This is a genomic window from Nitrosospira multiformis (assembly GCF_900103165.1).
Taxonomy (GTDB): Bacteria; Pseudomonadota; Gammaproteobacteria; order Burkholderiales; family Nitrosomonadaceae; genus Nitrosospira; species Nitrosospira multiformis_D.
In genome coordinates this window covers 3,445,553-3,460,162 of the sequence record NZ_FNKY01000001.1, presented here as the reverse complement: position 1 = coordinate 3,460,162, position 14,610 = coordinate 3,445,553, and the positions used below count along the sequence as shown (strand labels likewise).

The window sequence follows — 14,610 nt, the reverse complement described above, 5'->3', positions numbered from 1 at the left end:
GAACCGCCTGGACGAAGGGCGAATTTCTTACTTTTCAATACATTGGGTGATGCGCTATCGGGCTAAGGCACAATGCATGCTGCCGGTTTGCCGGGGAGTGATGGCGGTTTCCTCGCCTGCTGCGATCGGATCGGGTGCGGCCTTGGCGTTGGCCAGGGTCATGGTTCGAATTTCGCACCTTTCGTGCCTATTTGACCAATTCGTTCTAATGCATTTTCGGGTAAAGTAGTACGAAATGCAGAATCGTTATTACGAATCCAGCAGTTGTAGCGAGCTTGCCAAAATCACCGAAAGAGCGATGGTCAAGCGGTTAAACTGAATTACAGCTCTTTTTAAATGGAATAAATGGAATAAATGGGATAAATGGATTTTCTGCCAATTTTCGTTGACATTAAACATCGCAATTGCCTGGTGGTTGGTGGCGGGGAAGTCGCCGCGCGCAAGATTGCATTGCTGCTGCGCGCAGGTGCTCACATCACAATCATAGCGCCGGAGCTATGTACCGAACTGAGTGAGCAATTGCATGAACAACTTCCCCGGGGAGCAATCACTCATCGCGCCGAAGCCTTTCGTCCCGATCATATGGGCAATGCTGTTCTGGTTATTGCCGCTACCGGCGACACAGCGGTCAACCGGGAGGTTTCCGCAGCTGCCGGACAATTGCACATCCCTGTCAATGTCGTGGACAATCCAGCGCTTTGTTCCTTCATCATGCCTTCCATTGTAGACCGCTCCCCTGTTCTGGTCGCGGTTTCAAGTGGCGGTACCTCGCCGGTATTGGCGAGGCTGTTGCGGGCTCGTCTGGAAACCATGATACCGGCGGCGTATGGACGTCTTGCAGCTTATGCCGCAGGTTTCCGTGAGCGGGTGAAATCGCATTTCTCGCATCCGGGGAAACGGCGCATATTCTGGGAAAAAGCATTGCAGGGACCATTTGCCGAGATGGTCTTCGCCGGACGGGACCGGGCGGCACAGGATTACCTGGAGCGTTCGCTGGAAAGCGAAGCGGACGAAGCTGTACAGGGAGAGGTTTATCTCGTGGGGGCCGGGCCGGGAGATCCCGAGTTGCTGACTTTTCGCGCGATGCGCCTGATGCAGCAAGCGGATGTGGTCGTGTATGACCGGCTGGTGTCGCCTGAGATCCTCGACATGGTGCGCCGCGATGCATCCCGTATCTATGCCGGCAAGGAGCGCAGCAAGCATGTCATGCCGCAGGAATCCATCAACGAATTACTCGTGCGGCTGGCGAAAGAAGGCAAGCGTGTGCTGCGGCTGAAAGGAGGAGACCCCTTTATATTCGGCCGTGGCGGTGAAGAAATCGAAACGCTGTCCGGCCAGGGTATTCCTTTCCAGGTGGTGCCGGGCATTACAGCCGCATCCGGGGCGGCATCCTATGCTGGTATTCCGCTTACCCATCGCGATTATGCCCAATCCTGCATTTTCGTGACCGGCCATCTCAAGGACGGCAGCGTCAATCTGGATTGGCTCATGCTGGCACGGCCAAACCAGACCATCGTGATCTATATGGGGCTGCTTGGATTACCTGTACTGTGCCGGCAACTGATCGCGCATGGCCTGTCCACTACAACGCCCGCGGCCATCGTGCAGCAGGCGAGCACCCGCAATCAGAAGGTACTGACCGGTACGCTGGAAACCCTTCCGGATCTGACCGCAACGGCCCATCTCACGCCCCCCACTCTTATTATCGTTGGCGAGGTCGTTAAGCTGCACCAGAGACTGGCGTGGTTCGAGCCGGAGGGAGATCTGCGCGCTGGCGAACCCGCGGCAAGTAAAAAAGTGTAAGACTTACGCTGATTCATAGCACGCTGGCACCTGCGACAAATAAAAACTGTAGGGCGCTAATAAGTGAAGCGCATTACGCCGTATGAAGTAGTGCCGTCCACTTTATTGGAACATTCGTTGGGATGTAATTTCAGATCATTAAGCCATATGAAAATCTCTCAATGCCATTGCTAGACATGCGGCGCAATGCGCTTCCCTTATGGACGCCCTACTAAAAAAGCGCCCCGGAACCTGGGCGCTTTTTTGTTTCCGAGCGAGTAACAGGCTTCTATTTGTTCGGCTGCGGCGTGATGCGTAGATATGGGCGCGGCGCCTCATAACCTTTCGGGAATTTTTGCTTGATGACTGCTTCGTCCTGAATTGTCAGCGGGATAATCACGTCATCTCCATCTTTCCAATTGGCCGGTGTGGCCACCGAATAATTATCGGTCAGTTGTAGCGCATCGAGAACGCGCAGTATTTCCTCAAAATTTCGACCGGTGCTCATGGGATACGTGATCATGAGGCGCACTTTCTTTTTTGGATCGATGATGAACAGCGAGCGGACCGTCATGGTTTCAGATTGATTTGGATGAATCATGTCGTAGAGGGTCGCAACCTTTCTATCCACATCCGCAACAATAGGGAAGCCGATGTTGCAATTCTGTGTTTCCTCAATGTCCTTGATCCATCCCGAATGCTTCTCCACCGGATCAATCGATAAACCGATCGCCTTAACATTGCGTTTGTCGAATTCGGATTTAAGTTTCGCAGTCATCCCCAGTTCTGTCGTGCAAACTGGCGTGTAATCGGCGGGGTGCGAAAACAGCACAGCCCAGGAATCTCCGATCCATTCATGAAATTTAATCTTGCCGATTGAGGAATCTTGCTCGAAATCAGGTGCAATATCGCTTAAGCGTAAAGTCATGGCATCCTCCCTAAGTTGAAGTTGGTTAGAAATGGGTCATAAATTGCCAGCCTCAATATAGCCCGACTGCTTCAATGACTCAACCATTATTATTTTGCGCGTGGATGATGACGCATGATCGTCATATGTGACATGTGACATGTGACATGTGACATGTGACAGGGCGTCAATAAACCCAGCATATTGCGCCGATGTCATCAAATTGGCAAGATCGAGGAGACCTGCTTAGACGTTCTCAGGATGGCGAGTCAATTTCATCGGCGATCGGAAATCCCCAGGAATGCGGACGTTCATATTTCAGCAGAATGTTGTGATACGTCCGTACGGATTCTGTCAGGATCACCGCTTCGCCGCCTCGCGCATAGCCGTGTTTCAAATTTTGGAAGTACTGGCTGAGGCTCAATAGCGGCAATGTCTTTTTCAGATCCACCCATGAATCCGGGTTCAACCCCAGGCGTTGTGCCAGAATGCGTGCATCTTCGATATGGCTGGATCCCTGATTATATGCCGCCAGCGCAATCCAGGTGCGATCGGGTTCCAGAATCCGTGTCGGTAACCTGTCCTTGAGTAATCGCAGGTAACGCGCACCAGCAAGTATATTCTGCCGAGTGTCCAGCCGATCGGTTACTTTCATCCGGTCGGCGGTCGTCTCTGTTAACATCATGATGCCCCGTACATTGGCGGGTGAAACCGCGAAGTGGTTCCAGTGGGATTCCTGATACGCCAATGCCGCTATCAGGCGCCAGTCGATCCCCGTTACCTCCTCGGCCTCGTGAAAATGTTCGCGCAAATCCGGTAGCAGCGTGCGCCTTTTTTTCAGAATGCCACTCACATCTGCTTGTTCAAGCCGCTGGATATGACCGTAATACCGGTCCACCAGACGCATCAAGGTGCCATCCCGCTCGATCCGGCTAAAAAACTTTTGCGTCTTTTCCAATAACTCCCGCTCCGCGTAGGGTGAAAACGCCCACGCCTTACCCACGGGTTCGCCCAAATCGAAGGCGGCATCCAGATTGGGGTAGAAATTCTTGGCTTGACTTATTTGCGTGGAGTCGGCTACCACATGGTCGATTTTGCCTTCCGCGAGTTTTGCCAGCAGATCTTCACTCGTGATATCCACTTCGCTCCATTTCAGGCCCGGGGCTTGCTGCATCGCTTTATTGAGTTGCTCAGCGTAGGTGGTGCCGCTTGCGATCTCGATGGTTCTTCCCACAAGTTGACGGATACTCTTGGGCCTGCGGTAGTCGGTATTGTAGGCCACCTGAGGTTGTATGGTCTGATAGATCGGGCCAAAATGAGCGTGCAGTTCATGCTTGGTGCTAATGCTTAAACCGGCGGCGAAATGCCCTTTATGCTCCTCCAGCTTTGCCAATACCTGATCCATTCTGGGCGCAATCCTGAATTTCACGTTCATGCCCAGGTCTCGCGCGAATTCTGAAGCGAGATCAAACTCCAGTCCGGCATAGCGGCCTTCCGCATCCTCATAATAAGTATCAGGGCTGTTAACGGTAATGACCACCAGCTCATCGGTTTTGTCGAACGGTAACACCGGCTTCTCAAACGAATCGCAGGCGGCAAGCATGAGGCCGCAAACAATAGGAATAACAAACGGGAGGGGGAAGTCGCGCATGGATGAGAGGCGGGCGGAATACAGGAGCATTCTGCCATGTTTTTGCGCTGAACGAGCGCAAGATAAACGCGGGATAAACTGGTAAAATACCCACCGCGTAATGGAGAGGTACCGAAGTGGCCATAACGGCGCTGACTCGAAATCAGATGGTCAGGGTAACCTGGCACGTGGGTTCGAATCCCACCCTCTCCGCCAATCACTCTAAGCTATTGAGTCCTCAATAGTTAATTGATTATCCGTAGGTTTTTTATGATTTGCTACATAAAAGTGCTACAGAGCACGCCTACTGGTCAATGTCTAACCATACCCGTTATCTTCAAAGGCGAGGCGATACTTTTTCCTTTCGCATCGCGGTTCCTTCCGACCTCCTTGCAATCATCGGCAAGCGGGAATTTATAAAATCCCTTCACACAACCGACAAAAATATTGCTGTTCCATTGGCGCTAAGCCTCGCTGCAACCGCTAAGCACCTATTTAATAACTTAAAAACAAGCATGTCTGAAGCCAACGATAATAAACAGCGAGACGTCCTAATCGAGGTTAAGAAAAGAATGCGTCTTATCCAAGAGAAAGAGCAGGGTGAAGGCGCACTAATTGAACAGAAGCTCGCTCATCTAAGAGAAATCAAACAAGTAAAGCTCAAAGCTGAGAACGACGCATTTAAACGCGCTCTGGCGAGTTCACGCGCTGGAGGGGTATCTATCCCTATAGCAAATAAGCAAGGCTCAGCAGTGGCGCAGGAAAGCCCATTGCCGCAGGTTAAACCAAAGAGGGTAATATGGCATAGGCTATCAGAGATAGTTCCGGCATGGATTCGCTTGAAAAATCCAGCTCTTGCCACTGTTGAAATATATCAGGCTGCCGTTAAGCGGTTTGAAGGTCATTTTCCAGAGCTATACGCGGAAACAATCGAAAAGCGGCACATGCGGGAATATATTGAATGGTTAAAAAGCGAAGGGTTGAGTTCGAAGAGCATCGAAAAAGAGCACGGCGCAATTAGGGCATTACTCACCATTGCTGAGCATGAAGAATGGATAGTCTTGAACCCAGCAAAAGGAATAATGCTCCCGGCTTTAAAAGGAAAGAAAGTCCGCTCTTACACGCCGGAGGAATGTAAGAAAATATTTAATTCTCCCGTTTTTTTGAATGGGGAACGGCCAATAGCTGCAAAGGGGGAAGCCGCGTATTGGATTCCATTGCTAATGCTATTCACAGGGGCGAGGCGGGAAGAGATTTGCCAATTGACTACCGAGCGAGTAAAGGAATCGGACGGAATCTCACACTTGCTTATTAACCCCATTGATGACGATGGGCGGTTGAAAACTGATGAATCACAGCGGGCAGTTCCTATACATAATGAACTCATAAAGATGGGTTTTCTGGCTTTTGTAAAGAAGCAGGCTGAAGCTGGGGGAGGCCAGCTTTTTCCTTTATTGAAACCGAATAAGCGTGAGCAATATGGCGCAAAGTGGGGGGACTGGTGGGGGCGGTATATTCGTCAGACCATCGGGATAACAGACAAGCGCATAAGCCCAGCACACAGCTTTCGGCACCTTTTTATTACGGAATGTAAGCGGTTACGTTTCCGAGAAGACTATGAGCGAGCGTTAGTGGGACATGTGGGCGGAAGCCGTAAAGATGCTCATGACGAATATGGTGAACTTCTTATCCCCGAGCTTGCCGTTGAGTTAAATCGTATTGATTTTCGGGGGCTGAATTTATCGCACTTGCACATGCTGAATTTGGGTAGAACTCATGAATAGGCAAAAGAACAAAACTCTGGGGAAGGCATCTCGGAAAAACGGTAATTGATTTTTATGTCATAGCATCTAAAATGGGGTTCGGTGTATGGGGAATAACAATAATGTAGGTGAAAGTTTTAGAATTCGAAGAGGCATCTCTATAGGTGAACCTGAAGCAGAATCTGACGGAAAATATTTATCGGAATGTTTTATTAACACGGGCGATTACGAAACTCTTGTTGACCTAGAAAGCTCCCAACGAATAATAATCGGTAGAACAGGTGTGGGAAAAAGTGCTCTTATATATCGTTTGAAACAGATCGAAGACAACGTAATAGAAATCCAGCCCGCAGACCTATCTTTAAATTATATTTCAAACTCTGATTTTATTAGGACTTTAGAGAATGCGGGTGTGAAACTGGACATTTTTTATATTTTATTATGGAAGCATGTTTTCGCTGTTGAGCTGCTTAAATCAAAATATGATTTAGTAACAGAAGAAAAGACAAAGAGTTGGATCAGTAAGCTTCTTTTAATTCTGAAGAAGGAAGATCAAGCAAAAGAGAGAGCATTAACCTATCTCAGAGAGTGGGGAGATAAATTTTGGAAAGAGACTGAATACAGAATCGTAGAGGTTACACAAAAACTTGAAAATGATATAAAAAGCCAAATGGGCGCAGATTATGGCGTTCTAGAGTTAGAAGCAGGTATAAGACAATCTAATTCCGTGGAAGTGAAATCTGAATACGTTCATAAGGCTCAAAATATCGTGAATAGTATTCAGATAAAAGCATTATCTGATGTCATGAAATTATTGGCTGAAGATATTTTTGATGATCCACAGGAAAAACGCTATATCGTTATAGATAAATTAGATGAAACCTGGATAGATTCCGATATTAGATATCGACTAATACGCGCATTAATAGAAACCATTAAAAGTTTTAGAGTGATTCCTTCGGTAAAAATTATTATCGCCTTGCGACAAGATCTAATTCAACAAGTATTTGATCACACCAGAGATGCCGGATTTCAAGAAGAAAAATATAAATCTCTGTTTCTAAATATACGTTGGCAGAAGTCTAATTTAGTTAACTTAATCAATAAAAGGGTAGTTAAGTTTGTTTGTGAGCCATTTACGTCTCAACCCATTGCATTGAAGAAATTATTTCCCGAGAGAATTGATAAGACCGAATTTTATGATTATTTGCTAGGACGGACTTTATTTAGACCTAGAGATGCTATAGCTTTTGTAAATTTGTGTCTTATACGAGCGCAGGGGAGAGAAGGTATTGCAGCTAAAAACATAAAAGAATGTGAAATGGAATATTCCGCTGAGCGTATCGATGCTTTGAAGTATGAATGGATAAATCATTATCCGAAGCTAGATACTTACTTTTCCATTATTGAGAAAATGCCGTCACAATTTAAGCTTTCATTAATTACGGCTACTAGAGTGGACGAATTTGTATTGAAATATGCATGCGATGGGAAGAATGATAAAGATCCCATAATTCGAGCTGGATATGCGTATTTAAATAATCAAAGCCTTCATAATTTTATTATCAGTTTGACAAAAGTTTTTTTTAATATTGGTGTTTTTGGGATTAAGCCAGACAGTCACACAGCAGTGTTATGGAACTACCTCAGCGAACGAGTTCCTACAGATGGGCAGATTAAACCTTCATCTGTAGTTCATGTTCATCCAATGCTGTGGGCAAGATTGGGAATTGCATCGGTAAGCTGAGTAAGTATGCCATTTAGTTATATATGTTGATTTACACACAAAAATCCGGTAATTGTCAGACAAAGTCACGATTACTGTAGATTATTTCTCGATGCAAGGTTTTATTCGTTCTAGGACTCTTTGAAGCTGAATCAGAGACCACTCCCCTCCTTTCGCAGTGCGGATACCAATCTGATTCAGTTGTGCCACCATTGCGCGCTGTGATAAGCCGGTTGCTCTAAATCCCTGAATTACTCCCGCTAGTTTTGCCGCGAAAGTATTAGCGGCAGTCCTTCGCTCTTCGATATTACGTTCGAGATTCGAGGAACCAGCAAACCCAAGCTTTACACCACGAGCCTTAGCAGCAGCAAGGGCGGCTTTCGTGCGAAAACTGATTTGATCGCGTTCCCATTCAGACATAACCGCGTGCATCTGAATCATGACCTTGTTCGCTTGCGGCATATCCGCTGCAACAAAGTCGCACCCGGTTTCAAGCAAGCCAGAAACAAAATGAACGTTACGAGCCAGCCGGTCTAGCTTCGCAATAAGTAGGGTAGCTCCTTGCTTGCGGCAAATATCAAGCGCGGCGCGAAGCTTCGGACGTTTATCAAGCGCATTTGCTCCCTTGCCAGTTTCTACCTCAACAAACTCATTAATCAATTGCCACGCGCCACCGTTCAGGTAAGCCGCCACTGAGGCTTGTTGCGCCTCAAGCCCCAAACCGCTTTGACCTTGCTTTTGAGTGCTTACCCGGTAATAAGCAACGAATTTGCCATTTGCCATGATTTTCTCGCTGACTACGTAAAAAGACGAACGTTTAATGTGTAGTCAGTATAACAAAGATTCTGCGGGAAGCAACAACAATGTTGTAAATAATCAGATAATATGCTATTATAGCAACTATAATGTGATAAAGGATACAAAGATGACTGAGCTGCGTATGAGAACTCTTGAACTAGCCAACGGACATCGCACAGGAATTCGCCTTGATCCTGCGACCTGGCAGGCCGTTGAGTGGATAGCTGGGCAGCAAAAACGCAAATGGCCTGAATGGGTGCGAGAACAATTAGAGAAACATCCCAATGCAGACAATAGGACTGCTGTCATTCGTGCTGCGGCAATGGATACGATGCTTCTCGAAACTACTCTTGCTGAACGCTCTACAACGCTCGACAGCATTGCAGAAGGGCATCCATTGTTGCGTTACTCAGCAATGATGAATGACGAAGAGTTCGCCGAGAGTATGCGTGCTGGCATTATTGATGGTAGCGAGGAAATGGGGGGCTTTACGTTACACGCGGGTAAGGATGAATTTGGTCAGTATTGCCTATGGTTCGAAAATCATCTTAAGGGATGGCCGAATCTGGTTATTCCCATGCCAGAAGAGGAAAAGAAATAATAAATACCGAAATTTACGTTAGGGAAAGAGTTTGATTGGGATCGTAAATTAGCAGTTTCTGCGTCAGCAAAGACAATGACCTTGTCATTTTTGGAGTGGTCCCTTATGAGTAAATCAACTATTTTCTTCCTAGTCGTCCCCCTCGCATTGGCTGCTATGCCAGTAACCGCGCAGGTGGGCGAGAAGGCAACTTATGTCGGTGAAGGCCGTTATGTGGGTGATGATCGCACTTCTTCGGACACTGCGGTTATCCGTCAGCGCAATCAGGAGCAGACGGAACGTAGGCAAGACCGGGATCGCAGTGAACAGCGTTACCAAGAAAGCGAGCGCCGTGAACGGGCCTATGAGCGCGAATCTTCTTCAGATAGGCTCTACTAACACGAGGCCCGGTTTCGGGCCTTTTATTTAATCAAGTGTAAGGAGTAACGTGCCATGAAAAGTCTGATTCTTAGTTTGTTAGCCGTGACGCTGGTGGGTTGTTCGGCAATGAAGGTAAATCAAACAAGAATTCAGACCAATGATGGCTCTAAGGCATATGTTCTCTCAAGCCGATATGGTGGGCTAGATAGCGGAACCAAGGATATGTCCTTGAACAGTCTGAATAAATATGCCACCACACTTTGCGATGCGGGCTATAACGTCGTGAATGAGGAAATAATCCCTGGCCCCATGAGTCCATACGGAACCCGACTTACCTATCTGACTGACATTATTTGGGAAATCCGATGCAAGACTGACCCCAAGCCCATCCATTCAAATCTACATGGCAATCCCCGCTCGTAGTCAGGTATACCCCGACTCTCTTACGCACACTGCCTCGCATCGCCTAAAGCTGTTTTAAGCTCGCCATTAAGCAGCTTGGGCGCACTCCCACATAAAACCTGAAGGATTCCCGGAACGCTGGCTATAATGTAAGCAACGGTATTTTCCAGGTAGTAAAATCTATCTTCTTATCTCCGAATATTGTGTTTAGCTGCAAACCAAACTTAAAACTTAAAACTTAAAACTAATAATCTTTAAGAAGTCTTCCGACCTTATCGGTATACAGCACGTTCGGGTGCGGTCGTATAAGCTACATGACAGCATGTGGCGGAACGTAGAAGGGAATCTGACAACAACGTTCACAGGCGGAGTTGGCCCCAAAAGGGTCGCTGTAGCCGGGTCAGTGAGGGATATAGCATTCGGCGGACCTTCAGGGTGCGATATTATCCAACACAAAATACAGCAGACTGAAGGAAGAACCTGGAGAAAAGATGTCTCTTAGGGGGCTGGCAACTTAACTCATCTTGTTAGATGGGTTAGGGGTAGATTTGTCAGCTCCCTAAAGAAAAGCCATTAATTCAATATAATAGGTTTTAAATTACCTACTAGGTATCAAACAGCTACCAAGAAGTTACCAAGATGAAACTATAAAACATTTTAACTTGCGAATTACAGCAATCATCGAATTGCGGAGCGTTATTAGTAAGAATCCGCATAGATATTCAATACAGGGTATCAATTTTAGTAACTATACCAATAAGTTTTTTTAGAAGCTCATCTAAGCACATTTTCATGCAATTAAACTTATCCCTCAATCCGACGTTAAATTAAACGGGCTAAATGGAAACGACACACTGAACAGGGAGCTATGAAATATAAATTAAGTGGACTTTCATTTCTTACAATTCTGCTGTTAGGGTGTGTTTCGACCAGTGACGTGCTAGAGATGGGATGAGACACGTATTCTGTAAGCTCTACAGCTGATGGTTTTAGAACAGCAGCATCGGCAAGAGAAAGTGCCTTTCAGATGGGTGCAAAAAAATGCCCCTCACTCGGGAAAAAGTTTATGTTTATGAATGAACGCACTGCAAGAACTAGGATGGATATAGATACCACGGTAAATGTTACGTTTAGGTGCCTTAGCGAAGATGATTCAGAATACAAGCGACCGAACATACAGCGGACTCCAGATATACTTATTCACGATGAACGTCAATGAACAACAGAAACATGCTTTCGATAGGAAGTAGTATCTAACAACATTCCTTTATCTGTTCTGTTAACAGAATTCGTTATTTACCATTCAGGGATTCAAACTCAATGAGGGTGGGTAACCTTAGATACGAATCACTTCCTTTGAAGCCCATTGTTAGACAAATTTCTTGGTTCTAGTAACCAAAGCTTATACTTCAATGAAGACATTTCTTTATAACCCAGCTCAAAAGTAACACCGTTTATATGGCGTATATGGAAGATATTAATTGCCTACTTAGGCCGAAGCCACCAGGAAAGCCGTTGGTCCTTGATCTTTTTGCGGGCTGTGGCGGCTTAGCTTTAGGCTTTGAGGCTCACGGCTTCGAAACACTTGGCTTTGAGATGGACGCAGACTGCTGCGCTACATACAGACTCAACCTAAAAGGCGATTGTATTAATGTAAAACTTATCTCTACGTCTGATTTTCCAAAGGCGGAGGTTGTTATAGGCGGCCCACCCTGTCAGCCATTCAGTGTTGGTGGCAATCAAATGGGCATACAGGATTCCCGCGACGGATTTCCGACATTCATAAGGGCAGTCCAGCGAGCAAAACCAGATCTCTGGATGTTCGAAAATGTTCGCGGGCTAATGTATCGAAACAAGAGGTATTTAATTGAAATAATGCAAGAGCTAGAAAGCTTGGGTTACGTCGTTGAATGTGAGCTATTAAATGCCGTTGATTACTCTGTTCCTCAGAACCGTCAGCGAGTTATAGTTGTTGGCCATCGCGGTGGTTTTCGTTTCCCAGCTAAGCATTCAAAACGTATAACTGCCGGCGAGGCTCTAGGAGAGTCAGTCCTTCAAGCTCATGAAAACTCGAAGTTCCTTACTCCGCAGATGGACCTCTATGTGGCTAAGTATGAGCGCGCGTCAAAATGCATTAATCCCCGAGACTTACATTTGGACAGGCCATCTCGCACAATCACCTGCCGAAACCTTGCGGGTGCAACGGGCGATATGCAGCGTGTGCGGTTAGAGGACGGACGTCGCAGGAGGTTGACTTTCAGAGAAGCCGCTCGGGTTCAGAGCTTTCCTGATTGGTTTGAATTCGCCGGTGGGGAGACAAGTGTATTCAAACAGATCGGTAATGCTGTCCCTCCAATGTTAGCTTTTAATTTGGCCGAGAGCGTTCTGAGCTATCTGGAGCCGTCGGATCGTTTGGCTGTGAAAGGGGGCTCCAAGCAGCGGTTGCCAGCACAGCTTAATTTTCAACTTTGAAAATACCCATTGAAGAACGAAAAAATATATAACAAGGCAAACCCAGAGCTAGCACAATTAGTAAGCGATGCTCTAGTCATTTTGTCGTCATTAGGTGTGCCGTCGGTAGGCCTCTCCGCTAGACGAAAGCAGAAAATGGCCAAAGCATTCCTCGCTGTGGCCGGAATGAGGCCCGGATTTTCGTGGTCTCATGTGAAAAGCATTGAGGATGGGCATCGACTGATTTCCCGACAGATTATTCGATATATGAACAAGTATCTAGATGAGAATATTTCGGAGGGTTCCTACGACGATATCCGACGCGCAGACCTAATTCTACCGGTCGAGGCTGGCGTAGTTTTAAAGAGCGCAAAAAACCCCGACGCAGACACAAATGATGGAACAAGACCCTATGGGTTAAGCATGTTAGTAGCCGAGCAGCTTAGGCGGTTTGGAACACCGGAATGGGATACAAGTATTGAGCTATTTCACGGAGACCACAAAACGTTGACGCAGCAATTAAAGCGTGAGCGGGAGCTTGCTCGTATATCGGTCAAAATCAAAGGGGATATAGAGCTACACTTTAGCCCAGGACCCCACAACGTTCTTCAGAAGCGCGTTATTGAAGAATTCCTTCCGTTATTTGGTTTCGGCGCAGAACTCCTTTATGTGGGGGACACATCCAGTAAGTATTTACATATCGATGAGGCTGGGTTACGGGCGTTAAGTTTCTCCGAGATTGCACGGGACAAATTGCCAGATGTTGTTGCATATTCTCCGTCAAAGAACTGGCTGTTTCTGATAGAAGCTGTGCATTCAGCTAACCCTATTACTGAGCTTAGGCTTCTAACATTGAGAAAAATGGTAGCGGAATGTGCTGCCGATACGGTATTCGTTACTGCCTTTCCTGACAGAGCCACGTTCAGGACGCACGTAAAAGATATCGCGTGGGAAACCGAAGTTTGGATCGCTGATACGCCGACCCATCTCATTCATTTTAATGGGGATAAATTCCTCGGCCCGTATCCGGGCACCGATTAACAGCGCTGAGTCCCACTAACAGACCGGGAGAAGAAACTCAGCAACAAGCTTCTCAGTTTCTCAGAGTCTTTAGTCTCACATTCCCATATCACGCGAACTGTCCAGCCAAGTTTCTCCAACTCCTCAGTCTGTGCAGCGAAACGGCTGACATTCGCTTCTAGCTTTGGTCTCCAATACGCCTTATTCGCTTCGGGCTTCCGAGCATTCGTGCATCCGAGATGCTGATGCCAGAAGCACCCGTGCACAAATATCGCAGTCCTAAATTTTGGTAACACGAGATCTGGTTTGCCGGGTAGTCGGCGGTAATGCAGGCGGAAGCGGAAACCCATTCGGTGTAGTGCAGAGCGCACCAGAATTTCTGGCGCCGTATTGATGCTCCGAATACGGCTCATCAAGGCGCTCCTACTGGGAGTAGTTAGAAGGATGGGGTTGGCCATCAAGAGCCTTAATTCAAGGGGATGTGATAGGTAATCTCGTCATTGCCATAATAGAACCATCCCTTCGCTGATACCCATCTTTCATAAGCTCTTTCTTAGTAACCGAACTAATCTTTATCCGGGTTGGTAACATCTTAATTTTTCCGTTAACCCTATTTGGATCACGTTCACGGCCCACCGAAACTAAGATTGCCAGCCCTCTCCCAGATGAGCGTAGAAGTGTCACTTGCATGATATTGTTTCCTATCGACCTCAATTAATTCATAGCGACCTGCGCTTTCGCTTTGTCAACATCCGATTTAACCGATCCCCTTCGCGAATCTCCCCACAAAATAAGCCCCAAAACGCGACTATTGCCATGATCAAGAAATAATCTGTTAGGGAATCTAACACCACGGTTTTCCACAATGTCGAAGGAAAATTATATATTAAAGTCCTCGGTGGATTGTAACCGGTAAGAGACGAGACGAAGGTCGAATGGGAACTGGAGTGGTAAAACTTATGTGGCGGCGGATTTGCCCGTTAATAACTCGTAATGTAGTTCCCTAACACTAGTTCAACAGTAAAATGCGATTTAAACGCCTTTACAGCCCCTTAGATGCATTATCTAAAAGTAATCCCGCCCTACCTCAGAACCAGTCCGTGCCGTGCGTGGGGTTGTTGCGCCGAGTCTCATCCAGCAATTCATAGGTGTGTATAACTGAGAACTGAA

The 14,610-nt window shown here is 46.8% G+C and carries 12 protein-coding genes and 1 tRNA gene; 9 read left to right on the top strand and 4 right to left on the bottom strand.

Annotated elements, in window-relative coordinates:
• Positions 1-363: 363 nt before the first annotated feature.
• Positions 364-1,803, top strand: coding sequence for a siroheme synthase CysG (gene cysG, locus BLR00_RS15630; RefSeq protein WP_074634034.1), 1,440 nt, complete (start codon positions 364-366; stop codon positions 1,801-1,803).
• A gap of 268 nt (positions 1,804-2,071) precedes the next feature.
• Here the strand turns inward: cysG and BLR00_RS15625 are convergent, their stop codons facing one another.
• Both BLR00_RS15625 and mltF read right to left on the bottom strand, forming a co-directional pair.
• The gene (locus BLR00_RS15625; RefSeq protein ID WP_074634033.1) at positions 2,072-2,710 is read right to left on the bottom strand and encodes a peroxiredoxin; all 639 of its coding nucleotides are present in this window, start codon (positions 2,708-2,710) and stop codon (positions 2,072-2,074) included.
• Positions 2,711-2,945: 235 nt separating this feature from the next.
• On the bottom strand, positions 2,946-4,370 hold the full coding sequence (gene mltF / locus BLR00_RS15620; RefSeq protein ID WP_074634032.1) for a membrane-bound lytic murein transglycosylase MltF: 1,425 nt from the start codon (positions 4,368-4,370) through the stop codon (positions 2,946-2,948).
• 72 nt (positions 4,371-4,442) lie between these two features.
• On the opposite strand from mltF, the gene BLR00_RS15615 reads away from it, so the two are divergent.
• The 3 genes from BLR00_RS15615 (at position 4,443) to BLR00_RS15605 (ending at position 7,829) form a co-directional block, all read left to right on the top strand.
• Positions 4,443-4,535: transfer RNA gene (locus BLR00_RS15615), tRNA-Ser, on the top strand.
• Positions 4,536-4,633: 98 nt separating this feature from the next.
• Complete coding sequence (locus BLR00_RS15610; protein ID WP_074634031.1) at positions 4,634-6,103, top strand: DUF6538 domain-containing protein; 1,470 nt, start codon at positions 4,634-4,636, stop codon at positions 6,101-6,103.
• 85 nt (positions 6,104-6,188) lie between these two features.
• Entirely contained in the window at positions 6,189-7,829 is a 1,641-nt protein-coding gene (locus tag BLR00_RS15605; protein WP_074634030.1) for a P-loop ATPase, Sll1717 family, read from the top strand.
• Positions 7,830-7,910: 81 nt separating this feature from the next.
• Here the strand turns inward: BLR00_RS15605 and BLR00_RS15600 are convergent, their stop codons facing one another.
• A complete protein-coding gene (locus tag BLR00_RS15600; RefSeq protein WP_074634029.1) occupies positions 7,911-8,591 on the bottom strand; it encodes a recombinase family protein in 681 nt (226 codons plus the stop codon).
• Between the two features lie 142 nt (positions 8,592-8,733).
• Here BLR00_RS15600 and BLR00_RS15595 point away from each other — a divergent pair, with 142 nt between their 5' ends.
• The 5 genes from BLR00_RS15595 to BLR00_RS15575 all read left to right on the top strand — a co-directional run bounded on the left by BLR00_RS15595 (position 8,734) and on the right by BLR00_RS15575 (position 13,461).
• Positions 8,734-9,207, top strand: coding sequence for a ribbon-helix-helix domain-containing protein (locus BLR00_RS15595; protein WP_074634028.1), 474 nt, complete (start codon positions 8,734-8,736; stop codon positions 9,205-9,207).
• A gap of 105 nt (positions 9,208-9,312) precedes the next feature.
• Positions 9,313-9,585 carry a hypothetical protein gene (locus BLR00_RS15590; protein WP_107878326.1) on the top strand — a complete coding sequence of 91 codons (273 nt, stop codon included), beginning with the start codon at positions 9,313-9,315 and terminating at the stop codon, positions 9,583-9,585.
• Between the two features lie 54 nt (positions 9,586-9,639).
• Positions 9,640-9,990 (top strand): hypothetical protein, encoded by a 351-nt coding sequence (locus BLR00_RS15585; RefSeq protein WP_074634026.1) that lies wholly within the window; start codon positions 9,640-9,642, stop codon positions 9,988-9,990.
• A gap of 1,494 nt (positions 9,991-11,484) precedes the next feature.
• Positions 11,485-12,441 (top strand): DNA cytosine methyltransferase, encoded by a 957-nt coding sequence (locus BLR00_RS15580; RefSeq protein WP_218124338.1) that lies wholly within the window; start codon positions 11,485-11,487, stop codon positions 12,439-12,441.
• Between the two features lie 9 nt (positions 12,442-12,450).
• Positions 12,451-13,461, top strand: coding sequence for a BsuBI/PstI family type II restriction endonuclease (locus BLR00_RS15575; RefSeq protein ID WP_074634024.1), 1,011 nt, complete (start codon positions 12,451-12,453; stop codon positions 13,459-13,461).
• Here the strand turns inward: BLR00_RS15575 and BLR00_RS15570 are convergent.
• Positions 13,458-13,898 (bottom strand): very short patch repair endonuclease, encoded by a 441-nt coding sequence (locus BLR00_RS15570; protein ID WP_074634023.1) that lies wholly within the window; start codon positions 13,896-13,898, stop codon positions 13,458-13,460. The two genes, BLR00_RS15575 and BLR00_RS15570, sit on opposite strands and share 4 nt — an antisense overlap.
• Positions 13,899-14,610: the final 712 nt, after the last annotated feature.

Excerpts from the sequence above, each read along its gene's own strand:
- cysG (WP_074634034.1), top strand. The coding sequence starts at position 364 with ATGGATTTTCTGCCAATTTTCGTTGACATTAAACATCGCAATTGCCTG.
- BLR00_RS15625 (WP_074634033.1), bottom strand. The coding sequence starts at position 2,710 with ATGACTTTACGCTTAAGCGATATTGCACCTGATTTCGAGCAAGATTCC.
- mltF (WP_074634032.1), bottom strand. The coding sequence starts at position 4,370 with ATGCTCCTGTATTCCGCCCGCCTCTCATCCATGCGCGACTTCCCCCTC.
- BLR00_RS15610 (WP_074634031.1), top strand. The coding sequence starts at position 4,634 with ATGTCTAACCATACCCGTTATCTTCAAAGGCGAGGCGATACTTTTTCC.
- BLR00_RS15605 (WP_074634030.1), top strand. The coding sequence starts at position 6,189 with ATGGGGAATAACAATAATGTAGGTGAAAGTTTTAGAATTCGAAGAGGC.
- BLR00_RS15600 (WP_074634029.1), bottom strand. The coding sequence starts at position 8,591 with ATGGCAAATGGCAAATTCGTTGCTTATTACCGGGTAAGCACTCAAAAG.
- BLR00_RS15595 (WP_074634028.1), top strand. The coding sequence starts at position 8,734 with ATGACTGAGCTGCGTATGAGAACTCTTGAACTAGCCAACGGACATCGC.
- BLR00_RS15590 (WP_107878326.1), top strand. The coding sequence starts at position 9,313 with ATGAGTAAATCAACTATTTTCTTCCTAGTCGTCCCCCTCGCATTGGCT.
- BLR00_RS15585 (WP_074634026.1), top strand. The coding sequence starts at position 9,640 with ATGAAAAGTCTGATTCTTAGTTTGTTAGCCGTGACGCTGGTGGGTTGT.
- BLR00_RS15570 (WP_074634023.1), bottom strand. The coding sequence starts at position 13,898 with ATGGCCAACCCCATCCTTCTAACTACTCCCAGTAGGAGCGCCTTGATG.